Below are 24,380 nucleotides of genomic sequence, written 5' to 3' on the forward strand. Positions count from 1 at the left end.
CCCCCTGTACTGGTTGGAAGAATTACTGTGAGTCTGAGCGAAGAGCAGGTTCGGAATGTGGCGCGTCTGGCCCGCCTGGGCCTCGATGACGACCAGATCGCCGAATATGCCGGCGAGTTGTCGAACATCCTCGACGTCGTGGCAAGCCTGGAACAGGCCGATACCACCGATGTGGAGCCCATGGCCCATCCGCTGGATCTGGCCGCGCGGCTGCGCGCCGACGAGGCGGTGGCGGTGCAATCGCGCGAGGATTTTCAGGCCATTGCGCCCGCGGTGGCCGAAGGCGTCTATCTCGTGCCGAAGGTGATCGAATGAGCGACGAGCGCAGTATCCGCCAGCTGGCGGGCGATCTGGCGGCGAAAAAGCTCAGCGCCGTCGAATTGACCGACCACTTTCTCAAGCGCATTGCCGCCCATGACGAGCGGCTCAATACGTTGATCAGCCACAGCGAGTCGACCGCGCGCGAACGCGCCGCGGCCATCGATGCCGGCACCGACGCCGGCACGCCGCTGGCCGGGGTGCCCATCGCGCACAAGGATATCTTCTGCACCCGCGGCGTACGCACCAGCTGTGGCTCGCGCATGCTCGACAACTTCGTTGCACCTTATGATGCGACCGTGGTCGAGCGCCTGGCGGCGGCGGGTACGGTGTCGCTCGGCAAGACGAACATGGACGAATTCGCCATGGGTTCGTCCAACGAAACGAGCTTCTACGGCGCGGTACGCAACCCCTGGCACACCGACTACGTGCCGGGCGGCTCCTCGGGCGGCTCGGCCGCGGCGGTGGCCGCCGGCCTGGTTCCCGCGGCCACGGGCAGCGATACCGGCGGCTCGATCCGCCAGCCGGCCGCCTTCTGCGGCGTGACCGGTATCAAACCGACCTACGGGCGTGTATCGCGCTACGGCATGATCGCCTTTGCATCGAGCCTGGACCAGGGCGGCTGTTTTGCCCGCTCGGCCGAGGACTGTGCCGCGGTTCTACAGGCCATGGCCGGCTTCGACGAGCGCGATTCCACCAGCGTCGAACGCGCGGTGCCCGACTACAGCGCGGCGCTTGACGCCCAGGGCGATGATTTCCTGAAGGGCATGAAGGTCGGCCTGCCGAAGGAATACTTCGCCGAAGGGCTGGACGACGCCAGCCGCCAGGTCATTAACGCCGCGATCGCCGAATTCGAGGCGCGCGGTGCCGAGATCGTCGAGATCACGCTGCCGCATACCGATCTGGCGGTATCGACCTATTACGTGCTGGCACCGGCCGAGGCCTCCTCCAACCTGGCTCGGTTCGACGGCGTGCGCTATGGCTATCGCTGCGACAACCCGGTGGACCTGGAAGACCTGTATACCCGCTCGCGCGGCGAGGGCTTCGGCCGCGAAGTGCAGCGGCGCATCATGGTGGGCGCCTATGTGCTGTCGGCCGGCTATTACGATGCCTACTATCTCAAGGCGCAGAAGACCCGCCGCCTGATCGCCCGCGACTTCAGCGATGCCTTCGACAAGGTGGATCTGATTGCTGCGCCGGTCACCCAGGCGCCGGCCTTCAAACTGGGCGAAAAGCTCGACGACCCGGTATCGATGTATCTCAACGACGTCTACACGCTGCCGGCGAGTCTGGCCGGCCTGCCGGGCATGTCGGTGCCGGCCGGCTTTGTCGACGGTCTGCCCGTCGGCCTGCAGCTGCTCGCACCGTGGTTCGAGGAAAGCCGTCTGCTGGGGGCCGCGCATGCCTATCAGCAGTCCACCGATTGGCACAGCAAGCGTCCGGCAGGGTTCGAATAATGGCCTGGGAAACCGTCATCGGGCTGGAAGTGCATATCCAGCTCGCAACGCAGAGCAAGATCTTCTCCACGGCGCCGACCGCCTACGGGGCCGAGCCGAACACCCAGGCCAGTGCGGTGGATATCGCGCTGCCCGGGGTGCTGCCGGTGATCAACGGCCAGGTCATTCGTATGGCCACGCTGTTCGGCCTGGCCATCGATGCGGATATCGCGCCGAAATCGGTGTTCGCGCGCAAGCATTATTTCTATCCGGATCTACCCAAGGGCTATCAGATCAGCCAGTTCGAGCTGCCGATCGTGGCCGATGGTCACCTGGATATCGTGTTGCCGGATGGCACCGAAAAACGGGTGGGCATCACCCGGGCGCATCTTGAGGAAGACGCCGGCAAGTCACTGCACGAAGCGTTTGATCGCGATACCGGCATCGATCTCAACCGGGCCGGCACGCCGCTGGTCGAATGTGTCTCCGAGCCGGATATGCGCAGCGCGGCCGAGGCGGTGGCCTATGCCCGCAAACTGCATGCGCTGGTTCAGTATCTGGGTATCTGCGACGGCAACATGCAGGAAGGCTCCTTCCGCGTGGACGCCAACGTCTCGGTACGCCCGGGCGGCTCGACGGAGTTCGGTACCCGTACCGAAACCAAGAACGTGAACTCCTTCCGTTTTCTGGAAAAGGCGATCGAGTTCGAGGTCGAGCGCCAGATCGACGTGCTCGAATCGGGCGGCACCATCGTGCAGGAAACCCGGCTCTACGATCCGGACGCCGACGAAACCCGCTCCATGCGCAGCAAGGAAGAAGCCCACGATTATCGCTACTTCCCGGACCCGGATCTGCTGCCCGTGGTCATCGACGAAGAGTTCGTCGCAGCCGCGCGCGCCGATCTGCCGGAGTTGCCGGACGCCAAGCGCGAGCGTTTCATGGCCGAATACGCCCTGGGTCGCGAAGACGCCGCGGCACTGACCAATTCGCGCGCCCTGGCGAACTATTTCGAGGCCACGGTGGCCGCGGTCGGTGGCGACGCCGCCACCCATGGCAAGCCGGCCGCGAACTGGATCATGGGTGATCTCTCCGGCGCGTTGAATCGCGAAGGGCTGACGATCGCCCAGTCGCCGGTCAGCGCCGAGCAGCTTGGCGGCCTGATTGCCCGCGTGGCGGATAACACCATCTCCGGCAAGATCGGCAAGGACGTGTTCGAAGCCCTGTTCAAGGGCGAAGGCGAGTCCGCCGACGCGATCATCGAAGCCAAGGGCCTGAAACAGATCACCGACAGCGGCGAAATCGAAGGGTTCGTGGATCAAGTCATCGCCGACAACCCGGATCAGGTCGAACAGTACCGCGAAGGCAAGACCAAGGTCATCGGCTTTCTCGTCGGCCAGGTCATGAAAGCCTCGAAAGGCAAGGCGAACCCGAAAGAAGTCAATCAGATGATGGCGGCGAAGCTCGCCGAATAGCGCGGCCGGCCGGTTTGTCGGCCGCAGATTTCGCAGGCTGGCTTTCCCGCTTGTCGGGAAGAGGGTCGTCTTGCGGGGCGCGAGGAACCACCGGCTATGTTCGTCTGTGGGTTCGCACTACGGTCGGTTTGCTTGTTTGTCCGCAGATCAACGCAGATCGACGCAGAAAAAATCAAAGGTTGGATCGGATTGCCAGGTACACCCGACCACTCGATGGCCTTGTCTTTCAATCTGCGTAATTCGCTTAGTCTGCGGATTGTCTTCGGGGAACACCGACGCCGTTCTGTCCGGTGCCTGAAGGCGCGATAGCCTGTCGCGCGTGATCAACCGTCTTCATCTGTGTAGATCTGCGTCGATCTGCGGACAGTATTCCGCGGCAGCAGTTGTCGTGCGTTGCTTGCATTGCTGCGGGAAGTGTTTGTCTCGTCGGTCGCCTGGGTTGTTTGTCCGCAGAGCAACGCAGATACAAGTAATCACATGCTTTTGGCGTGTTTGGACCGTTAGCTTGGCGCACTTGAGGGAATCCGCGTAATTCGCGAAGTCTGCGGTTTGTTTCATGAAGCGGGCGCTATTCTTCCGTATGACAGAAGGCGCGATCACTTTTCGCGCGATAAACCGTCTTTATCTATGTAGATCTGTGTAGATCTGCGGACAATATTCCGCGGCCGTAGATTTCCTGCGTTGCTCGTATTGCTGCGGAACGTGGTTGTCTCGTCGATCTGCGGACAAAAGATGCCCCATGTGCAACGCCCTTGTAATCCCGGTGAAAGGCGCCACGATTAAACGCATGCAACGCACGCTTTCATTCCAGACGCCCGGCCGTTCGACACGGGATATCACCGAAGACGTCAACGCGGTGGTACGCGAGGCGGGCGTGGCGACCGGCGTATGCCATGTATTCATTCGGCACACGTCGGCGTCACTGATGATCTGCGAAAACGCCGATCCGGATGTGCGCGAAGACGTGGAACGCTGGATGGCCAAGGCCGTGACCGATGGCGACCCCATGTTCGTGCACGACATGGAAGGCCCCGACGACATGCCCGGCCATATTCGCAGCATTCTGACCGGCATGGATCTGACCGTGCCGATCACCGACGGCGCGCTCAACCTGGGCACCTGGCAGGGCATTTATCTCTACGAGCACCGCAGCGCGCCGCATAACCGCGAGGTGGTGGTGACGCTGCTGCCGGCGGCAGGGTAGAGCGCGAGCGCCAGGCGCAAGCAGCCGGCCGTGTCGGCTACGGCTCGCCGCGAGAACCACTTACCGGCCTGACTATCTTCGACTTGTAGGTCGCTGCGCCCGCGAGCGGTTCCCCAGCTCAGGCAGTAACGCAACGGCCCCGCGTCTATTCGATCACGCCACAGTACATGCGTGCGCCGCCCTTGCCGTGGGCGTGGTTCGACGCCGCGTGGTGCTGGTAGCGGTCGGCGCCGGCGTGGATCATGATCGAGCGCCCGGCGAGATCGGCGACGCGCAGGCGTGGCGCCAGAACCGGAATGGTCGCCGAACCGCCGGGCTCGACCGCGAGATTGGGCAGATCGCCGAGATGACCCTGACCGTAGGGGCCGCCATGCCGGCCGGTATCGTATGGGTCGTAATGGCCGCCTGCAGCCGCCCCCATCGTCATGTCCCCGCGTTTCGATGCGGGGCCGCAGTCGGCATGGGTATGAATATGGGCGCCGTGCAAGCTGGCCGCTTCGAGATCGTGAAGATCGGGCGTTACCAGCAGCCCGTGTTCAGTGTCGGAGAACGTTACGACGCCGACGAATGCGCTCGGCCCATCGTGGCTGAGGCGATGCACTTCGACTGTCTTGGCGCCGGCATCTGCGACCGCGCTCATTGTCAGTGCCAGTGATGCCGCGATGGCGAGGCGCCCGGCGTTCACGGCGCTCGGGCGATCGGCGCCACCGGCTTCCATTCGGTGACGCCTTCGATCGCATCCTCGCGTTCGCCTATCGTCACCGGGATCGACCAGCGCTTGATCACGTTGTCATTGTCATCGGACTCGACCTCACCGAGGTGGCCGATACGAGGATCGACCCAGCCATAGCGTGGCTGGCTCGAAACCTCGGCCCAACTCACGCCATTGCCCGCCTCGTAGCCGGGCGCGCCGGCAGGCGCGGCCTGCTGCCAGGTCGTGCTATGCCGGTTCACCGCCACGCCGCGCTCGTCGAAGCGCAGCATGGGCTCGGCGTCGGCGCCGTGCACCACCAGCGCCGCGTCGCCGGCATAGGACAGGAACAGCCCGGCACGCGCGCTGCCGTTCATGGCGCGCACCACAACGTTCGAGGCCAATGCGTTCGTCACACGGGCCTCCGGAATGCCGGTGGGTTCGGGCACGAACTGAAAACGGCCGCTGATGGCGCTGCGTGTATCGCCATATTGCACGGGGATGCGCCATTCGCCGACGTCGGCGCTCTTGCCTTCCCGGCGAACGGTGTCCGCTACGGCGACGGTGTCGGTGCGCAGACGCAGATCGAACCAGCCCCAGTTCGCGGCCGGTTCGACCTCCTGCCAGTTCGGTGCCCGGGAGGCATCGGCAGAGAAGGTGCCCGGCGCCATGAGCGTATTGCTGCGGTGAAACGCCGCGGCGCCCAGGTCGGCTTCGACAACGCCGCCGCCGATGCGCAGAAACGCACGCCCGTTGTCATCCAATATCGTCAGCGGCCGCTCACCCGGATTGGCCACGAGCAGCTGCGGGGCGAGGGTACGACGCAGCTGTACCCGTACGCCCTCGAGCTCGGCCGGCAGCGGGTCGAGCACGGCACGCACGGTGGCGTCGTCTTCGTTGCCGGAATGCCCGGCATGGCCGTGGGCCAGCGCGCTCGCGCCCAGAAGTATCAGGAGGGTAAAGTGCCGGCTCGTGGCAACGAGCCGGCGTATGGATAGACGGCGCATCATTCGCCGTCTGCCTCGTTGTTGCCGGCGCTTTCGCCGAGATCCTCGGCAAGGCCCTTTCCGGCTTCGGGCAGGCTCGTGGCGGTATCGACGCCCACACCCGCGGCGCGCTTGCCGGCCTGGGTGAGTTCCTCTCCCACCGCGGGCGCGCCCTCGATCAACTCGCCCGGTGCCGGAATGATGCTGGTCACGCCCGACAGCAGATCGGTGATCGGCATGATCGGCGAGACGTCGTCTGCGGCCTGGCCGCTGCCCAGCAGGCCGTCGCCGGCTAACAGGCCGCCGACCAGCCCTTCGCTGTCATCGCCGTCGGCAACCGGGGTCGCCGGTTCGGGCTGATTGATCTCACCCTGACCGGCCGGGTTCGGGGCCACGCCCACCGGCGTCGACACCGACGGTACGCGTTTGCCGTCGGCGGCTTCGAAGCTGGCGAACAGCATGTACTGGCCCGCGGGCAGTACCGCCGGATTGGCCGTCATCTGTACGGTGAGCGCGTTGCCACTACGCGAAACGATCGGCAGCACCACCGCGCGTTGATCGCCGTCGACCAGGTGCGTGGTGGCCGTACGGCGAATGAGCATGACCTGATCCACGGCCAGGTTGCTCACCGTCATGGTGAAGGTGTCGCCGTTGGTTTCGAGGTCGGCGGGCGCGTTCTCGATCACGGGCCGGTCGCTGCGCATGGCGTAGGGCGGGGTATAGATCTCGAAGGAGGGGTCGCGGCTTTCGTAGTTGGCCAGGCCGATACTGTCGAGGTTGATGTTCGATGCGTAGGCCGTGTTGATCGGCGAATGGCCGCCGACGAGCACGCGCCCGTCGGGCATCAGCAACGCCGTGTTGTGGTAGGTACGCTTGCGATGCGCTCGCGTCATCACCTGCCAGGTTTCGGTCTGCGGATCGAAGCGTTCGGCTTCGCGGATCGCGCCTTCCGCCCCGGGGACCACCACGCCGTCCCGATCGCCGCCGGAGAAGATCATGACGCTGTCGTCAGGCATGATCACGGAATAGCTGTACCAGCGCGGCCGGCTCAGCGGTCCGGTCAGTCGCGAGGAATAGCGCATGTCGTCGCCGTTGACCTCGACCGTATCGATACGCGAGGACGACACCGGCAGGTAGCCGCCGGGGCTGCCCACGGTGACATAGGTGGGTACACCGCCGGCGGTCAGGAACTCGGCTTCGTGGTAGCCGCCGTTTTCGTCCGGGCGCAGCGGGAGCATGGCCGAGAAGGTCGAACCGCGCATGCCGGAGCCGATCGTACGTTCCAGCGTGCGGGCGTCGACCGGCGTATCGGCCAGTTGCTCGATTGCGGCCGCGGGATTGCTGACGGTCGTGCCCACCAGATCGCCAAGCAGGCTGGTGACCTGTTTGCCGTTCAGATTGGTCGGGTTGAGGGTGCTGGTCAGTTCCTTGAGTCCGATCTCATTGAACTTGAGCGGCAGCCCGGCATAGCCCAGATCGGTCCATTGCTGGGTGTCCGGATCGTAGGCGGCCACGATATTCCAAAGTGCCTGATCGTAGGCCTGGCCGAACGGATTGAATGCCTGGCCGCCGGCGTTGTAATAGACCTGGCCGTTCGGCAGCAGGTGCAGGCGCGGGAACAGCGGCAGCGAGCGCTGTGCGGCGTCGCCGTTCTCGCTCCAGCGCCCGGTATCCAGGTCGTAGGTTTCGGTTTGCGTGACGTTGCGCCCCGAGTTCAACGGCTGTTCCGGGTACACCGGCTTGAGCAGCTTGGTGACACCGCTGGCCACGAACACGTCACCGTCGGCGAGGGTCACGAGGGTGGGGTACCAGCGCCCGAACGTCATGTCGCCGCTTTGCGTCCACGTATTGCTTTGCGGGTCGAAGATACGCGAGGACTTGAGCCCTTCGAGTTCGACCACGCCCACCGGCAGGCCGTCCACGCCGGGCTCGGTGTAGTAGTCGGTCCCGCCTACCGCCATCATGCTGCCATCGGCAAGGAATACCACGTCCGCGCAGAACAGGGCGCCGTCGTTCTTGGCGGTGTTGTCGGCGGTGGACAGAATGCCGTCGGGCACACCCGGCAGGCCGCGCGCGATGGTTTCGCTGTCGTTGCCCTTCGGGTTGGCGCCGCCGTCGATCGGGGAGGGTTTTTTCCACGACGGCGTGTCGCCTTCGCCCAGGCTGAGTACCCGCGACTGATCGTTGACGGTGACCTCGCCGAACTCGGCCACGATCGACAGCTCCACGTTCTCGGTGCCTTCCAGGGCATTGAGATAGACGAAGCGGCCGTCGCCGAGATTGGCCACCGTGCCGGCCGCCGGCTTGCAGCTCAGCGTGCCGTCCTCGCGCGTCAGGCAGCGTTCGTCGGTTTCCACCGTTTTACCGTCGACCACGAGGGTGGGTTCGGCAAAGGGTTCGCTGAAACGACCGCCGATCTGCGGCGGCAGGTTGTTCGCCTCGGCGCCGCGTGGCGCGGCGGCGGGTCTGGCCGTAGACGCAGTGTCCGCGGATGCCGAAGCCGTATCGGTGGAGTCGCTCTGTGCGGGCGTATCCGGCTTACCGGCATTGAGCAGTTTGCCCAATACGCCGTCGTCGAGGGCAGCCAGCGCCGGGCTGGATGACAAACAGAAAGCCAGGGCGGCCGTCGTCGCCGCAGACAGGGTCGTGCGCATCGGGTTCTCCTCCGACAACTTCGAGGCATTTTTGTCGTTTTGCCCGAGTCGTTTTATTTGTGATCGGTCGGAAGCAACCGTTAGCACGCGCCAATTAATTGGCGCAAACACGAAATTCGCGTCGGAAAGCCGTCTGTCGCGGCACAAGGCTTTGACTACAGGGGGTTAGCCAGTCGTCAAATTTTTGGGAAAAATTACCCAGAGACGTTTCTAGCGCCCGATCGGCTCGATCCAGCGCAGTCGGGCCGGGGGTTGCGCCCGGCCCGCAGCGGCCCTAGTGATGAAAGTGGCGAATGCCGGTAAAGACCATGGCAATGCCGGCTTCATCGGCGGCGGCGATCACTTCGTCGTCGCGAATCGAGCCGCCGGGCTGGATCACGGCCTTCACGCCGGCTTCGGCGGCGGCGTCCAGGCCGTCGCGGAAGGGGAAGAAGGCATCCGATGCCATCACCGACCCGGCCACTTCCAGCCCCGCATCGCGGGCCTTGATGCCGGCGATACGGGCTGAATCCACACGGCTCATCTGCCCCGCGCCCACGCCGATCGTGCGCCCGTCGCGGGCGTAGACGATGGCGTTGGATTTCACGTACTTGGCCACTCGCCAGGCAAACAGCAAGTCCTGTAGCTGGGTGCCGTCGGGCTGGGCCTTTGTGACCACATCGAGCTTGTCGCGGTCGAACAGCAGGGCATCGGCGTCCTGTACCAGCAGCCCGCCGGCGATCTGGCGCATGGCCAGCTTCGGCGTGTCGCCGGCCTTGAAGTCGCCGGTGGCGATCACGCGCAGATTCTTCTTCTTGGAGAAGGCCTCCAGCGCGGCGTCGTCGATACGCGGGGCGATGATCACTTCCGCGAACTGGTTGGCCAGAATCTGGTTCGCCGTGTCTACATCCAGGGCCTCGTTGAAGGCGATGATGCCGCCAAAGGCCGAGGTGGGGTCGGTGGCGAAGGCGCGCTCGTAGGCGGTCTTCAGGTCGGGACCGACGGCTACACCACAGGGGTTGGCGTGCTTGACGATCACGCAGGCCGGGGCCTGGTCGAAGGCGCGTACGCAGGCCAGAGCCGCGTCGGAATCAGCCAGGTTGTTGTAGGACAGCGCCTTGCCCTGGCACACGCGGGCATCCACCAGGCTCGCGGCCACCGGGTTGGAGGCGGCGTAGAGGGCCGCCCGCTGGTGCGGGTTCTCGCCGTAGCGCAGATCCTGGCGCTTGGTATAGGTCGCCGCGAAGCGGGCCGGCAGCACGTCTTCGGCTTCGCTGTCGGGCGTGCTCTCGTCGCCCTGCAGATAGTCGGCGATGGCTCGGTCGTAGCCGGCGGTATGGTTGAAGCCCTTGGCAGCCAGACGACGGCGGGTGGCGGTCCGGGTGCCGCCATGGGCACTCAGATCATCCAGTACGGCGTCGTAGTCCGCAGCATCCACGACCAGGGTCACGAAGGCGTGGTTCTTGGCCGCGGCACGCAGCATGGCCGGGCCGCCGATATCGATCGTCTCGATGGCCTGATCGCGCGGGCAGTTCGGGTCGGCCACGGTCTGTTCGAAGGGGTAGAGATTGACCACCACCAGGTCGATGGGCGCGATGCCCTGTTCGGCCATCACCTCGTCGTCCTGACCGCGCCGGCCGAGAATGCCGCCATGGATCTTGGGGTGCAGCGTCTTCACGCGCCCGTCCATGATCTCCGGCGCGCCGGTGTGGGCGGCTACATCGACCACCTCAACGCCGGCTTCGCGCAGCACGCGGGCGGTACCGCCGGTCGAAAGGATTTCGACACCGTGCTCATCGGCCAGCGCCTTGGCAAAGGCGGCCACGCCGGTCTTGTCGGAAACGCTGATCAGGGCGCGGCGGATGGGGGCGTGTTCGGTTGCGGTCACGATAGCCTTTGTCCGTGAGACGGTTTGTATTGGGTTCAAATAAAAACACCCGCAATGCGGGTGGTAGCGTTCTTGCCGTGATGCGACGGTCTAGCGGTCGAGGGCGTAGTTGCGCAGCTTCTTGCGCAGGGTGCCGCGGTTGATGCCCAGCATTTCCGCGGCCCGCGACTGGTTGCCCTGGCTGTAGTCGAGCACGCGCTCGAGCAGCGGCTTTTCGACCTGTTCGAGCACCATCTGGTACAGGTCGCGCGGCGGTGCGCAGCCGTTGAGCGATTCGAAATAACGATCGAGACTGGCGCCGACATAATGACTGAGCGGCTTGGCAGCGTCGGAGTCGGTCTTCGGCATTCGAAACGGGCGCACTGGCGGGACAAGGCGCAAAACTATAACGGCATTTCCCGCCCAGAGAAAGACGACTTTCGGCTATTCGTTATCCAGCCCCGTGGCGCCAGCCGTTCAGGCGCACCCAGTCCTCTTCCACGGCCGGCTCGGCGAACTCGAATGCGCGATCGTAAGCGTTCTTCACATCCTCGATCTGGCGCGTGAGCAGTCCCGACAGCACCAGCGGCGCACCGGGTGCGGCATGGGCGGTCAGCGTGGGGGCGAGGGCGATCAGGGGCTTGGCCAGAATGTTCGCCAGCACGATATCGAAGCAGCGTTCGCCGATGCCATCGAGCGCCGGGGTATGGATACGCTCGAGCACGCCGTTGCGTTCGGCGTTTTCCTGGGTCGCCCGGACGGCCTGGTCGTCGATATCCACGGCCGTGACCGACGCCGCACCGAGGCGCGCTGCGGCCACCGCAAGAATGCCCGAGCCGCAGCCGTAGTCGAGCACATGCTTGCCGGCGAGATCGGCCTCGGCCAGCCACGCCAGGCACAGGGCCGTGGTCGGGTGGGTGCCGGTCCCAAAAGCCAGGCCGGGGTCCAGGCGCACGACGATGGCTTCATCATCGGCCTCGACCGGGGCGTTGTGGGGCGCGATCCACAGCCGTTCGCCAAAGCGGATCGGCGGATGCTGGGCCAGCCAGGCGCTGGCCCAGTCCTGGTTTTCCAGGCGATCCGTGCGAATGGTTGCCTCGTTGCCCAGCGCTTCGCGCAGAGCGGCTTCGATGGGCTCGGCACGGGTGCCGTCGGTGAACAGGCCGGTAATGCGCGAATCCACAAAGGCCGGCTGTTCGTTGGGCGTGTTTTCCACGGTGATGTCGTCGCCGGCATCGAGCACGGTCACCGCCTCGGCATCGAAGCTTTCGAACACCGCCTCGGCCAGCGACGCCCGCGGCGTTTCCACCGTGATCTGCAGCCATGCGACGGGGGCGTCAGCCACGGCCGCTTTCTTCCTTGAGCTTCTTTTCCAGCCAGTGGATCGATACGCCGCCGGCGATATGGGCCGGATCGTGGATGATGCGCTTGTGCAGGGCGATGTTGGTGTTGATGCCCTCCACGACCATCTCTGAGAGCGCCATATCCAGACGCGCGGCCGCGGCTTCGCGGGTATCGCCATGGGCGATGAGCTTGCCGATGAGCGAATCGTAATAGGGCGGAATGCTGTAGCCGGCATAGATATGTGAATCCATGCGAATGCCCGGGCCGCCCGGCGCGTGGTAGGCCTGGATCTTGCCCGGCGATGGCACGAAGGTTTCGGCATGCTCGGCGTTGATACGACATTCGATGGCATGCCCGCGAAGCTGGATATCTTCCTGCTTGTAACGCAGTTCGTGGCCGGCGGCGATACGCAGCTGCTCGGCGACCAGGTCGACGCCGGTGATCATCTCGGTCACCGGATGCTCGACCTGAATACGGGTGTTCATTTCGATGAAATGGAACTCGCCGTTCTCGTAAAGGAATTCGAACGTGCCGGCGCCGCGATAGCCGATGCGCTTGCAGGCATCCACGCACAGCTTGCCGATATGGGCTCGCTCTTCGGGGGTGATGCCCGGCGCCGGCGCTTCTTCCACCACTTTCTGGTGGCGGCGCTGGGGTGAGCAGTCTCGCTCCCCCAGGTGGATGGCGTTGCCGTGGTTGTCGGCCAGCACCTGAACCTCGATATGCCGGGGCAGTTCGAGGTATTTCTCCATGTAGACGGCCGGGTTGCCGAAAAAGCTCGCGGCTTCGCGGCGGGCCATGTCGATGGCGCCGGCCAGGGCCTTGGCCTCGTAGACCACATGCATGCCCCGCCCGCCGCCGCCGCCGGCCGCCTTGATGATCACCGGAAAGCCGATCTTCTGGGCCAGCTTGCGGTTGGCGGCGTCGTCGGCGGTGAGCGGCGCGCCGGAGCCGGGCACACAGGGCACGCCCGCGGCCTGCATTTCCTGAATGGCCGAGGTCTTGTCGCCCATCAGGCGGATGGTTTCCGCCCGCGGGCCGATGAAGGTGAAGCCGGACTGCTCCACGCTTTCCGCGAAATCCGCGTTTTCCGAGAGAAAGCCGTAGCCGGGATGAATCGCACTCGCGCCGGCCACTTCGGCCGTGCTCATGAGCGCGGCCATGTTCAGATAGCTCTTGGCACTTTCTGCCGGGCCGATACACACGGCCTCTTCGGCGAGCAGCACATGCTTTTGTTCGCGGTCGGCGGTGGAATAGGCCGCGACCACGGGCACGTCGAGTTCGCGGCAGGCGCGCAGAATACGCAGCGCGATCTCGCCGCGATTGGCGATGAGGACTTTGCCTAACATGGGCGCCCCCTTACTTGACGACGAACAGCGGCTGATCGAACTCGACCGGCTGGCCGTTTTCGACGAGCACGGCGCTGACTTCACCCGAAACTTCTGCCTCGATCTGGTTGAGCATCTTCATGGCTTCGATGATGCACAGCGTATCGGTGGGCCCGATCTTGTCGCCCACGTCCACGAACGGCTTGGCGTCCGGCGCCGGTGCGCGATAGAAGGTGCCCACCATGGGCGAGCGCACGATATGGCCTTCCGGCGTATCGTCTTCTTCCTCGGCGCTGCCGGCTTCGCTGCCAGCGCTTGCCGCGATCGGCGCAGGGGCAGCCGGTGCCGCTGGCTGCGGCGGGGCGGCCGGCACGCTGCCCGGGGCCGGATAGCGGCCGATACGAACGGATTCTTCGCCTTCGGTGATCTCGAGTTCGGCGATGCCCGAATCCTCGACCAGCTCGATGAGCTTTTTCAGTTTGCGGATATCCATTGGGGTGCTATTTCTCCTCGGTGGCCTCGGCGGCGCGCGCCATCGCAGCATCCAGGGCCAGACTGTAGCCCTGCGCGCCAAAACCGGTGATGGTGCCGATCGCGATATCGGCGATATAGGAATGGTGGCGAAACGCTTCGCGTTGCGCGGTATTGGATAGATGGATTTCGATACAGGCCAGCTGGGTGCCCAGCAGCGCGTCGCGCAGAGCAATGCTCGTATGCGTGAACGCACCGGGGTTGAACAGCACGCAGGCGACGTTTTCATCGCGGGCGGCATGGAGGCGATCAATCAGGTCGCCTTCGCTGTTGGACTGAAAACTGGCCAGGCTATGGCCGTGCTCGCTGGCGCGTGCTGCCAGGCGCTGCTCGATATCGGCGAGCGTGTCGTGGCCGTAGACCGCCGGCTCGCGGGTGCCGAGCAGGTTCAGGTTGGGTCCATTGAGCAGCAGAAAATGAGCCACGCAGGCCGTCCGTGTCTGGCGATGGCTGGAGTCTGCCCCAAGGAAATTGGCGTTACAACCGAAAAGAAAGTGTTTTCGCGACCGTTCGCTGCCGTATTGTCGGTAATTCGGCGACGTTCACCCCAGCCGGGCCGCATCGTTGCGGCTGTTTCGCGCCATTCGGGGCACTGGCTCAGTCTTTGGTGGCAGATGCCCTTTTTTCGAGCAATGGCTGCACGATATCGGACAATCGCGCATGATCCAGCGCACCGGCAATACGGGCAACGACTTTGCCATCCCGATCGACGATGGCCGTGAACGGCAGCACCCCGGCCGGCGCATCGGCGGCGGTATAGCGATCCTGGATGCGGGCGCCTTCGGTGGCATCCGCCAGCACCGGATAGTTGATGTCGTAGCGCTCGGCGAATTCGCCCGCGGCGTCCGCTGTATCGACGGCAATACCCAGAATCTGAAGGCCCCGCTCGCCGTATTCGCGCTGGGCGTCGATAAGCATGGGCACTTCTTCGCGACAGGGTTTGCACCAGCTGGCCCAGAAGTTGAGCACCACCACCTGGCCGTCATAGTCGGCCATGGCATGCGGCTGGCCTTGCAGATCGGTGAGGCTGAAGTCGGCACGGTGCGGCGTGTCCTCGGCGCTGTACCCGTAGAGCAGCACGGCCGCGGCTGCCACGGCGACCAGCACGACCACGCCCAGAATATTGGCGGTGGGACGAGTCATAGCGAGCGCTCCAGGCGGTTCAGACGATCGATGAAGCCGGCCGGGTCAATGGTGCCGATAAGGCGCTGGTCGTCGGCTTCGCTGCCGTCGGGGCGATAGAACAGCACGGTGGGCGGGCCGAATACGTCCAGCTCGCGCATGAGCGCCCGGTCGGCGCCGTCGTAATCGGTCACGTCCACCTGCAGGGCGACCACGTTCGATAGCGCTTCGCGTACCTCGGGCTCCGCGAACAGGCCGTGTTCCATCTGTACGCACTCCACGCACCAGTCGGCATAGAAATCCACCACCGCGGCTCGGCCGTTTTCACGGGCGTTGGCGAGCGCGGCCTGAAGCTGGTCGAGATCGGCCACGCGGGTGAAGGGGGAGCTCGTATCGTCTTGCGTTGGGCTGCCGGCAGCGGCTGGGCCCGTAGTCAGCGGCGCGAGGGGGTGCACGGCGGTCGCGTTTTTCGCGCCGGCCAGTACGCCCACCGTGGCCGCCCCGGCATAAATGAACAGCAGGAAGACCACGCCGCGCAGAACGGCACGCCCGGCACGCGCGGCCGGGTCCAGCGTGGACAGATAGCTGCCATAGGCCAGGGCCAGCAAACCCCAGCCGGCCTGGCTGACCGCGTTGGGCAGAATACGGGTGAGCAGCCAGAGGGCGACGGCCAGCAGGATCACGCCGGACAAAATCTGGACTTCCTTCATCCAGGCGCCGGCATGGGGCATGAGCCGGGCACCGAACACGCCGATCGCGATCAGCGGCACGCCCATGCCCAGGCCGAGCATGAACAGTGCGGCACCGCCCAGCAGCATGTCGCCACTGCTGGAGATATAAAGCAGCGCTCCCACCAGCGGCGGCGCCAGACAGGGCCCGGCGATCAGGGCCGAGAAAAAGCCCATCAGCGACGCGCCGGCGATGCCACCACGGCGCGCACCGATGGCGCTGGCACGCTGGCGGATCGGCGCCGGCATTTGCAGCTGGAACAGGCCGAAGGCTGCCAGGGCAAGCAGCACGAACACCACGGCGAAAGGAATGAGTACCGCCGGTATCTGCAGCGCGGCCTGCAGGTTGGCGCCGAAATAGCCGGCGATTACGCCGAATACGGTATAGGCCGCGGCCATGGCCAGTACATAGGCCAGCGACAGCGTGAACGCCCGGGCCGGCGTCGCCTGGGCGCCGACGATCAGCCCCGACAGGATCGGGACCATCGGCAGAATGCAGGGCGTGAACGCCAGCAGCAGGCCGAACAGGAAGAACAGCCCCAGCGTAGGCAGCGTGCCGGCACGGGCGAGCCGGCCGGCCAGATCGTCCTGCTGGGTGAGAAAGCCGCTATTGCTTTCGGCCGTTCCGGTTTCGTTCGCGTCTGCCTTGTCGCCGGCCGGCGCCGCGCCAATCGTCAGCGTTTTCGTCTGCGGCGGATAACACAGCCCGGCGTCCGCACAGCCCTGATAGGTCACGCGAATACGGGCGTCGTCGGCCAGCGCCGTATCGCCGGTCACCGGCAACACCACTCGTATACGGTCGCGATAGGTTTCGACCGGACCGAAGAACTCGTCGGTATGTTTCTCGCCGTCCGGAATCCGGGCCTCGCCCAGCGTCGACGGCCCGGCGTCGACCAACTCGAAATCGAAGGCGTGGCGATACAGGTAATAGGCGTCGGCGATCTGCCAGGTTACGGCCACGTCGCCCTCGGCGGTGCGCGTCGCCGTGGGCGCAAAGGCCTCGTCCACGGGCAGGAAGTCGTTCGCGGCCGAGGCGCTCACGCTGGCGAGGCTGGCCAGGGCGAGCAGGCATAACGCCAGCGCCTGCCAAAGCCATCGCCCACGTGCTGGCCGGGCTATATCCAACGCGGCGTTCACTGCGGCCGCGTCTGCTCGTCGAGCCAGTCGAGATAGGCGGCCGAGCCCTCGACCAGGGGTACGGCAACCATCTCCGGCACGTCGTCCGGGTGCAGGGCGGCCACGCGCGCCTGGATTGCCGGCAACTGTTCGGCGCGGGTCTTGATGAGCAACAGCAGTTCGCTATCGATCTCGATCTGGCCCTGCCAGCGATAGACCGATTCCAGCCCCGGCAGGATATTCACGCAGGCCGCTTCGAAGTGTTCGACCACGGCGCTGGCGATACGGCGGGCGGTGTCGATATCCGGGCAGGTCACGTAGACCATGCGGGCCTCGGCGGAATGTCGGGTTTCGTTCATGGCCCGCATTCTAGAAGCTTGCGGCCCGATGCGCGATAACACGGCGGCCTTGTCCGCGGCGAAGCCGGCCCCAGAATAAAAACCTAAGTGAAAGTTATTTAGTGGCCGCGAATGGCACTGTTATAGTCGCGCCACAACAACGAACGGAGTATTCGACATGAGTTTGCGACTGGGCGATACCGCACCCGATTTCAACGCCGACACGACCGAAGGCGAAATCAACTTCCACGAATGGCTGGGCGACGGCTGGGGCATGCTCATGTCGCATCCCGCCGACTTCACCCCGGTCTGCACCACCGAGCTGGGCGCCGTGGGCGGCCTGACGGAACGCTTTGCCAAGCGCAACGTGAAAGCGATCGTGGTATCCGTGGACTCGGTCGAGGACCACAAGGCCTGGTCCAACGACATCCAGGAAACCCAGGGTAATGCGGTCAACTTCCCGATCATCGGCGATACCGACCGCAAGGTGGCTCAGCTCTACGACATGATCCACCCCGGCGAAGGCGATACGTCGACGGTGCGTTCGGTGTTCATCATCGACCCGAACAAGAAGATCCGGATGACGCTCACCTACCCGAAGAGCGCCGGCCGTAACTTCGACGAAATCCTGCGCGTGATCGATTCGCTACAGCTGACCGACAACTACAAGGTCACCACGCCCGCGAACTGGCAGGACGGCGACGACGTGATCGTCTCCCCCGCGCTGTCCAACGAGGAAGCCGAGAAGCTCTTCCCCGCCGGTTGGAACGAGCTCAAGCCCTACCTGCGCATGACCAAGCAGCCGAACAAGTAAGCTGCTTTTTCGGCAGGCAAACGAAGGCGCGGTCTTTTCAGGCCGCGCCTTTTTTTGTGTGTACTGCACGGGTCGCGGCATACTAGCCGGCTCGATCACGGGCAGGGCCGATGCATGGGCCGCCGGGCCGCAAGCCAGGGCGGTGCGCAAGCCACGCCCGAGATGAACCAACACACGACTTTTCAGACCCACCACGAGAACACATCATGGCCGAGGACACGCCGAAACAGCGCCGCAGTCACGTCGTCACCCAGGGCACCTCGCGTGCGCCCAATCGCGCTATGCTGCGCGCCATGGGTTATACCGACGAGGACTTCAACAAGCCTATCGTAGGCATCGCCAACGGCTACTCGACCATCACGCCCTGCAATATGGGCCTGAACGATCTCGCCAAGCGGGCCGAAGCCGCGCTGGAAGCCGGCGGCGCCAAGTCGCAGATGTTCGGCACCGTGACCGTGTCCGACGGCATCTCCATGGGCACGCCGGGCATGAAGTATTCGCTGGTCTCCCGCGAAGTCATCGCCGACGTCATCGAAACCGCCGTGCAGGGCGAGTCCATGGACGGCGTCATGGCCCTCGGCGGCTGCGACAAGAACATGCCGGGCGCGATGATAGGCATCGCCCGCATGAACGTGCCGGCCATCTTCGTCTACGGCGGCACCATCAAGCCCGGCCATGCCTACGGTGAAGACCTCACCGTGGTCTCCGTGTTCGAAGCCGTCGGCCAGCGTATCGCCGGCACGATCGACGATGAACGCGTCAAGACCGTCGAATGCAACGCCTGCCCGGGCGCGGGTTCCTGTGGTGGCATGTTCACCGCCAACACCATGTCCAGCGCTTTCGAAGCCATGGGTATGAGCCTGCCGTATTCCTCGACCATGGCCGCGGAGGATGAGGAAAAGGCCGACAGCGCCGCCCGCTCGGCGGAAGTACTGATCCAGGCCATCGAGAAAGACATCAAGCCGCGTGACCTGCTCACGTTCGAAGCCTTCGAGAACGCCATCAGCCTGATCATGGCCGTGGGCGGCTCCACCAACGCCGTGCTGCATCTGCTGGCGATTGCCCAGGCCGCGGACGTGAACCTCACCATCGACGACTTCGAGCGTATCCGTGCCAAGGTGCCGGTGTTCTGCGACCTCAAGCCGTCCGGACGTTTCGTGGTCACCCAGCTACACGCCGCCGGTGGTATCCCGCAGGTGCTCAAGATGCTGCTCAACGCCGGCCTGCTGCACGGCGATTGCCTCACCATCACCGGCGAAACGCTAGCTGAAACCCTGGCCGACGTCCCGGACGAACCGCCGAAGAGCCAGAAAGTCATCCTGCCGATGGAAGAGGCGCTGTATAAGTCCGGCCATCTGGCGATTCTGAAAGGTAACCTGGCCGAAGAAGGCGGTGTCGCCAAGATCACCGGCCTCAAGAACCCGGCGATCACCGGCCCCGCCCGCGTGTTCGACTCCGAAGAAGAAGCCATGCAGGCGATCGTCGACGAAAAGATCGTCTCCGGCGATGTCGTCGTCATCCGCTACGAAGGCCCCAAAGGCGGCCCCGGCATGCGCGAAATGCTCTCGCCGACTTCCGCGATCGTCGGCCGTGGCCTCGGCGAAGAAGTCGGCCTGATCACCGACGGGCGTTTCTCCGGCGGCACCTACGGCATGGTCGTGGGCCACGTCGCCCCGGAAGCCGCCGTCGGCGGTAACATCGCCCTGGTCCAGGAAGGCGACACCATCACCATCGACGCCCACGAACGCAAACTGCACCTGCACGTCAGCGACGAAGAACTCGCCGACCGCCGCAACGCCTGGCAGCCCAAGCCGCCGAATGCGACGCGTGGGGTGTTGGCCAAGTATGCTCGGTTGGTCGGGACGGCTTCGAAGGGGGCGGTTACGGATCAGATGCCGGACTGATCGCTTTCTCGGAGGTGATTATAGAGAGCCCGCCTTGTGCGGGCTTTTTTTGGTCGTGTAGTTAAGGGATGGGGCGGGCTTTGAAGAAGGCATATTGAAAATGACGCGCGAACGTTAATACGCGTTTGAATGGACGACGCGAGATCTGGCCCAAAGCTTTTATTGAACGGAAGATGCTGCAATGGAAAAACCTGGCACCACGGCCGATCTTCATCGGCAGATTAGGGATTCAGCAGGTCTTGCGCATATTAATCGCACCCACCAGCGCAGCTTCTCTCTCAATATATTTCGAATTAATGCCTTAGAAGTGCTTGAGGCTGCGCAAAGAGTAAAAGATCCAGAGCAGGGCACCAATTTAATGATGCAAGAGGACCGCGATCCGGGACAACAGGCCCATCGCGAGCTCAATCGTCACGTCCACAACTTTGTTTCATCGGCTTTGACTCTTATCGAACATACGCGAAATTTCATGAGGAAAAATTACGCCGACACAAATATGTTGGCGGATTACGAAAAGCAAGTCGTACAGACTTTCGCACAATCTCCTGTCGCGCAGTTTATTCAGGGGCTTCGCAATTATATGTTGCACAGGGGCTTACCGAACTCGCGCATGTTCATGACTTTTATAGCAGACCCCTCCGGCGAGAACGGTATGGGCACCATGGAAACTGGCGTGACGTATGACACTTCTTCGCTTTTGGACTGGAGCGACTGGAGGCCACAGGCTATAACTTACCTAGAGCAAGCTGGTAAGAGCGTAGACCCGCAAGCCTTCACGGAAGAATATGTAACGCTGGTTAACCAATTTCAAGACTGGCTAGATTCCGCGCTCGATGCCTATCACGAGTCCGATTTAAAAGAACTCGGCGAATTACAACAAAGGGAGCGGGATAGTAGCCGCGCAAATTCAGACGATGAGTTTGGAGCGCAAGAGTCTCAATGGTGTTTGAATACTGGGCGCTTTGAATATTCCGGCGAGAATTCTGTAGAAATAGAACGGTCTGCCGATTCTCTTTTTGAGAAAATTAGGGAACTTCAATTCTCTAAATATAGAGAACAATTTCCTAGTGAGCGGCCATCGGTAACCGTCAATCGCGGAGAGATAAGCGGCCCTGTGACTCGCTGGGGCCAAGACTTACAAGGTAATCAAGTTTTTGAATTTATCCAATCTCGCGGTAAGTCGTACGGTCTGATGGAAAGCGATTTCGAGGAGCTGGACGATCTAGTCGAAGTTTCTTTAAAGCCCGTTTGGGCCAATTCAAGCTTGAGTCGGGAGTTTATTGAGAACACCTTTTTTGGCTGGGCGCGTGAAAGATTCGAGTCGGGAAGGTCGGCATTTGCCGAGGCCTTGAAGGTTGCTGCGCGCGAAAGCGTCGTACTGGCCGAAATATGGGTTCCGATAGCAAACATGGAAGTTGAAAAAGCGTTTGAATTTGGGCCAGTTAGAATTGAGCCGATCACCGCGGCAGTGCTGGAGGCGTTTTTTAGCACTACGTGGCCAAGTGAGCCAGAGCAAAAACAGGGTGTCCAGCGACTGTTTGAACGGCTTACGCAAGAGATTCAAGGCTTGGCTGCCGTGTTCCTATCGGTAGATGCTGAGCCAGGGTATGCGCAGGAGCGGGGCTTGCAAATTGCTCAAGACGCTCTCGGATTACTGCGTTTTTTCTCTCCAGGTGCCTCTACGCCGTTCGTATTCAATCCTGTAGCGCTTATGGGAACAGAAAATATTCCAAGATCGAAACTTATTGTCCGGGGAGAGGGCTTTTTTCGTTTGATCGAAGGGCTTCTGCCTAAAAATATCGGATTCTGGCGTTGTTCTAATAATGAAGTGTCAAATATTCGTTCAGATGACTTTAGTTTGGCTGGTTCGCTCGTATCACCGGAGGGGTTGAGTGAGTTCGCCTTATCGGTTCGCGCGAGTCTCTTGATATACAGCGAAGGATCGACGCTCGGGAAACCGATAGATAAGTTACGAAATTATATTTCGGCGCTAGAGTCGATATTATTAAAACACGAGATGGAGCCTAGGGTTCATAATATCTCCAATCGCATTAGCGTTTTACTGGTGAGGGATAGTTCTGTTGAAGGAAATGCAGCTCGAGTTGTTCGTGCGATTTACTGGCTCAAAGACCAGCCTGAGTCCCTGATTCAAAGACGCCGACACCAGGAGCTGATTGCAGAGTTTTCTGCTTACACCCATTGCGTCCTTCATAGTGCACTACGCAACACTGCAAAGTTCAGATCAAAAAACCAGTTTGTCACCGAGGTCGATCGTCTTGGTTGGCGCCCTGAGAAATAATACGCGGTGGATGATCCGTTGGCAGGATGCGGCATAGCGTCACGTCTTCCGTTGTGCGCACAATGCAAGACCGCCGCTCGCAGTTGACCGCCCAAAGCGCGCTACCCGCTGCCGCGCTTCGGGCGGCAACGAAGGCTAGGCGTTATCTCGGAGGGGATAATAGGAATGTCAGTGAAAAAGTTGAGCTTCTTGCTTATCGGCGGGGTAATACTGGTAGTTTTCCTCTACGCGGCTACTATCGTCGTTCTGGCTTGGCCGTTAAAAGAACTTTCGATCGCAAATTTTGCCGTATTCGGCGATAGCTTCGGGTTTCTGAGCTCTTTGTTTTCGGGTTTGGCGTTTGTAGGGCTGATCATCACAATTGTGATGCAGAAGGACGAACTAGCGATGCAACGTGACGAACTCAAACTGCAGAGACGGGCGTTGGAGTCTCAAGTTCAAGAGCTAGAAAGGATGTCACGCTACTCGGCACTTGACCAAGTGCGGTCTATGCTTCGTGATGCGTTGTCTCGTCTGTCCGAGAGCGGTGGGGAAGTAACCAGGCCCGAGCACTTTTTTTCGGCCATGATGCCGGGGCCAGAGTGGAAGACAATGATTGAGAGCATTCATCCACAAGAGGTAATGGAAGCTTATCAGACCCACTCAAAGAAAACCAGTCCAGCCAAGACATTCGTTGGCAGCTTTTCCGGCATCGCGAAGTTCTACTTACGCTCCGTCGGAAATGACGAGGTCGATTATGGTTTGGAGCCAAACGAGTTTATTTTTATCAATCAATCGTGGCTAAAAGACGTTCCATACATTTCTGAACATCTTCTCCCCACGGCTCAGTTTGCCGAAAGTCAGCTAAACTACGAGCCCGCGCGAAAGATGTTTGTGCTTGCATTTCTCGTTGCCAGCCAAAAGATGGCGGGGAGTACGGACGTCGTAAAGGAAGGTTCGGTAGAGGAGCTGGTTGCTTATCTCACAAGTCGCGACAGTGCTTTGCCAGCTATTGTAAACACATAAAAAGGGTAGGGTAATCCGGAGGACGTATGACGCGTCCCCGTCATTCGTGTAGTTTCGTCGCCCCTAAGTGGATTCGACAAGTGATTTCCATTTTGCGCGAAATTCACTGGGAAGAAAGTCTTCTGCCGGTGTGAAGTTGTATTGCAAGCTATTATCGTCGCTGAAATGGATATTGTTCGGTTGAAGTCCTGCCCATAACAACGCCAAGTTTCTATCCCGCGTGCAAAGCTGAATGGGACGCGACTCATCCGTTGCGATCATCAGCAGTAGTATCTCGAGTGCGAATAGGTCGAACGCGGCGTTATACGCGTTCTTATCGTTATATCCTCCGCGAAATTTTAGCACGTTCCTTGCTGCGTTTTTTTGATTCGCGCTTGCTACCGCAATGAGCGAAGCAGTGAGTGTTATCGAGCTTGCGCTTATGTTGTGTTCGTTCGCTACGTCAAGTATCTCGTCCCAACAGGCTGCTTTGTTGCTGTGCGGAACTGGCGATTTTAGAAAGCCAGAAATAGCTTTAAGAAAGCGCGTTGTACGGGAAAAATTTTCACTTGCATCGTTGGTTAGACCATATGCCCCAAGAAGCCGAGGCAGGTCATCGAGGACTGTCGCTTTTGGGAGGCTCGCTTTCAGTTTTTGAACGCCTTCTCGAAACCTGCTTGCGAAATCTTCAAGAGGTGGAGGGCCATCGTACGGCGATTCCATCGCGTAAAGCATTGGGTTAATAATTATGTGCGAACCATACAGGTGCTCGACCAAGTCGTTGCGAATAGCTTTCTTATTGCCATTTTTCTTATTTCGGAAGGCGCCAGTTAGGCCGTCGAATACGTTGGTGTCGAGAAGGCATATCATATTTGGCGTTGCGCAACCGTAAAGCATTGGCAGCCACCCGCCCTGGACAAGTCCGAAATAACCAGTGGTTGCCTGATTCTTGAGCGTAAATTTACTCCGAATATTTCCTTCAGGCATTTCGAAACTCGAATCTAAGCGCTTTGCTTGCGTTATCTCTAGGTCTATCTCCACTGGAGGCTTTTTGGGGAGCGTTCTCAAACACTCGTATGAGAGCGGTTTAAAAAAAATATCCGAGAGGAGAAGGGTTTTCGGCTCGCTGCTATCATCAGCTTCATCTTCTCGATATTCTAAGATAAGCCCGCGTGAGCTTGGTAAGCCTGAGGTGTTCGGTTGTTTAACTGGAAAACGTCGCATGAATGATAGACCGTTGCATAAAAGGGGGCAGGCTGAGATAT

General features: G+C 61.8%; 21 protein-coding genes. 8 read left to right on the forward strand and 13 right to left on the reverse strand.

Going from position 1 to position 24,380, the window contains the following annotated elements; all coding sequences use genetic code 11:
* The first annotated feature begins 27 nt into the window (after nt 1-27).
* The 4 genes from gatC to CMN27_RS15215 all read left to right on the forward strand — a co-directional run bounded on the left by gatC (nt 28) and on the right by CMN27_RS15215 (nt 4,430).
* Entirely contained in the window at nt 28-315 is a 288-nt protein-coding gene (gatC, locus tag CMN27_RS15200; RefSeq protein WP_293627814.1) for an Asp-tRNA(Asn)/Glu-tRNA(Gln) amidotransferase subunit GatC, read from the forward strand.
* On the forward strand, nt 312-1,775 hold the full coding sequence (gene gatA / locus CMN27_RS15205) for an Asp-tRNA(Asn)/Glu-tRNA(Gln) amidotransferase subunit GatA (RefSeq protein ID WP_293627816.1): 1,464 nt from the start codon (nt 312-314) through the stop codon (nt 1,773-1,775). Before gatC ends, gatA begins: the two co-directional genes overlap by 4 nt.
* Nucleotides 1,775-3,226, forward strand: coding sequence for an Asp-tRNA(Asn)/Glu-tRNA(Gln) amidotransferase subunit GatB (gatB, locus tag CMN27_RS15210; RefSeq protein ID WP_293627818.1), 1,452 nt, complete (start codon nt 1,775-1,777; stop codon nt 3,224-3,226). The genes gatA and gatB overlap by 1 nt, the downstream gene beginning before the upstream one ends.
* A 787-nt stretch (nt 3,227-4,013) precedes the next feature.
* A complete protein-coding gene (locus CMN27_RS15215) occupies nt 4,014-4,430 on the forward strand; it encodes a secondary thiamine-phosphate synthase enzyme YjbQ (protein WP_293627820.1) in 417 nt (138 codons plus the stop codon).
* Nucleotides 4,431-4,575: 145 nt separating this feature from the next.
* On the opposite strand, the gene CMN27_RS15220 is transcribed toward CMN27_RS15215, so the two are convergent.
* From CMN27_RS15220 to cutA, 12 genes are all read right to left on the reverse strand, one after another.
* On the reverse strand, nt 4,576-5,070 hold the full coding sequence (locus CMN27_RS15220) for a superoxide dismutase family protein (RefSeq protein WP_293627822.1): 495 nt from the start codon (nt 5,068-5,070) through the stop codon (nt 4,576-4,578).
* 41 nt (nt 5,071-5,111) lie between these two features.
* A complete protein-coding gene (locus CMN27_RS15225; RefSeq protein ID WP_293627824.1) occupies nt 5,112-6,131 on the reverse strand; it encodes a hypothetical protein in 1,020 nt (339 codons plus the stop codon).
* Nucleotides 6,128-8,761, reverse strand: a complete 2,634-nt coding sequence (locus tag CMN27_RS15230) for a galactose oxidase-like domain-containing protein (protein ID WP_293627826.1) — start codon at nt 8,759-8,761, stop codon at nt 6,128-6,130. Before CMN27_RS15230 ends, CMN27_RS15225 begins: the two co-directional genes overlap by 4 nt.
* 274 nt (nt 8,762-9,035) lie before the next feature.
* Entirely contained in the window at nt 9,036-10,628 is a 1,593-nt protein-coding gene (purH, locus tag CMN27_RS15235; RefSeq protein WP_293627828.1) for a bifunctional phosphoribosylaminoimidazolecarboxamide formyltransferase/IMP cyclohydrolase, read from the reverse strand.
* A 90-nt stretch (nt 10,629-10,718) separates the two neighbouring features.
* The gene (gene fis, locus CMN27_RS15240) at nt 10,719-10,976 is read right to left on the reverse strand and encodes a DNA-binding transcriptional regulator Fis (RefSeq protein WP_293627830.1); all 258 of its coding nucleotides are present in this window, start codon (nt 10,974-10,976) and stop codon (nt 10,719-10,721) included.
* A gap of 82 nt (nt 10,977-11,058) precedes the next feature.
* The gene (gene prmA, locus CMN27_RS15245) at nt 11,059-11,952 is read right to left on the reverse strand and encodes a 50S ribosomal protein L11 methyltransferase (RefSeq protein WP_293627831.1); all 894 of its coding nucleotides are present in this window, start codon (nt 11,950-11,952) and stop codon (nt 11,059-11,061) included.
* Nucleotides 11,945-13,300: an acetyl-CoA carboxylase biotin carboxylase subunit gene (gene accC / locus CMN27_RS15250; protein ID WP_293627832.1), complete on the reverse strand. Its 1,356-nt coding sequence runs from the start codon at nt 13,298-13,300 to the stop codon at nt 11,945-11,947. The genes prmA and accC overlap by 8 nt, the downstream gene beginning before the upstream one ends.
* A 10-nt stretch (nt 13,301-13,310) precedes the next feature.
* Entirely contained in the window at nt 13,311-13,772 is a 462-nt protein-coding gene (gene accB / locus CMN27_RS15255) for an acetyl-CoA carboxylase biotin carboxyl carrier protein (protein WP_293627833.1), read from the reverse strand.
* Between the two features lie 7 nt (nt 13,773-13,779).
* The gene (aroQ, locus tag CMN27_RS15260) at nt 13,780-14,235 is read right to left on the reverse strand and encodes a type II 3-dehydroquinate dehydratase (RefSeq protein WP_293627834.1); all 456 of its coding nucleotides are present in this window, start codon (nt 14,233-14,235) and stop codon (nt 13,780-13,782) included.
* 172 nt (nt 14,236-14,407) lie between these two features.
* Complete coding sequence (locus CMN27_RS15265; protein WP_293627835.1) at nt 14,408-14,953, reverse strand: TlpA disulfide reductase family protein; 546 nt, start codon at nt 14,951-14,953, stop codon at nt 14,408-14,410.
* The gene (gene dsbD / locus CMN27_RS15270; RefSeq protein WP_293627836.1) at nt 14,950-16,797 is read right to left on the reverse strand and encodes a protein-disulfide reductase DsbD; all 1,848 of its coding nucleotides are present in this window, start codon (nt 16,795-16,797) and stop codon (nt 14,950-14,952) included. The genes CMN27_RS15265 and dsbD overlap by 4 nt, the downstream gene beginning before the upstream one ends.
* Nucleotides 16,794-17,135, reverse strand: a complete 342-nt coding sequence (gene cutA, locus CMN27_RS15275) for a divalent-cation tolerance protein CutA (protein ID WP_293627837.1) — start codon at nt 17,133-17,135, stop codon at nt 16,794-16,796. The genes dsbD and cutA overlap by 4 nt, the downstream gene beginning before the upstream one ends.
* A gap of 157 nt (nt 17,136-17,292) precedes the next feature.
* On the opposite strand from cutA, the gene CMN27_RS15280 reads away from it, so the two are divergent.
* The 4 genes from CMN27_RS15280 (at nt 17,293) to CMN27_RS15295 (ending at nt 23,136) form a co-directional block, all read left to right on the forward strand.
* Complete coding sequence (locus CMN27_RS15280; RefSeq protein WP_293627838.1) at nt 17,293-17,928, forward strand: peroxiredoxin; 636 nt, start codon at nt 17,293-17,295, stop codon at nt 17,926-17,928.
* Between the two features lie 206 nt (nt 17,929-18,134).
* Nucleotides 18,135-19,832, forward strand: coding sequence for a dihydroxy-acid dehydratase (ilvD, locus tag CMN27_RS15285; protein WP_293627839.1), 1,698 nt, complete (start codon nt 18,135-18,137; stop codon nt 19,830-19,832).
* A 181-nt stretch (nt 19,833-20,013) separates the two neighbouring features.
* Nucleotides 20,014-22,131 carry a hypothetical protein gene (locus tag CMN27_RS15290; RefSeq protein ID WP_293627841.1) on the forward strand — a complete coding sequence of 706 codons (2,118 nt, stop codon included), beginning with the start codon at nt 20,014-20,016 and terminating at the stop codon, nt 22,129-22,131.
* A gap of 171 nt (nt 22,132-22,302) precedes the next feature.
* Complete coding sequence (locus tag CMN27_RS15295) at nt 22,303-23,136, forward strand: hypothetical protein (protein ID WP_293627842.1); 834 nt, start codon at nt 22,303-22,305, stop codon at nt 23,134-23,136.
* 63 nt (nt 23,137-23,199) lie between these two features.
* On the opposite strand, the gene CMN27_RS15300 is transcribed toward CMN27_RS15295, so the two are convergent.
* Entirely contained in the window at nt 23,200-24,339 is a 1,140-nt protein-coding gene (locus CMN27_RS15300) for a hypothetical protein (RefSeq protein ID WP_293627843.1), read from the reverse strand.
* Nucleotides 24,340-24,380 lie beyond the last annotated feature (41 nt).

It is taken from the genome of Salinisphaera sp. (assembly GCF_002729955.1).
Classification (GTDB): Bacteria; Pseudomonadota; Gammaproteobacteria; order Nevskiales; family Salinisphaeraceae; genus Salinisphaera.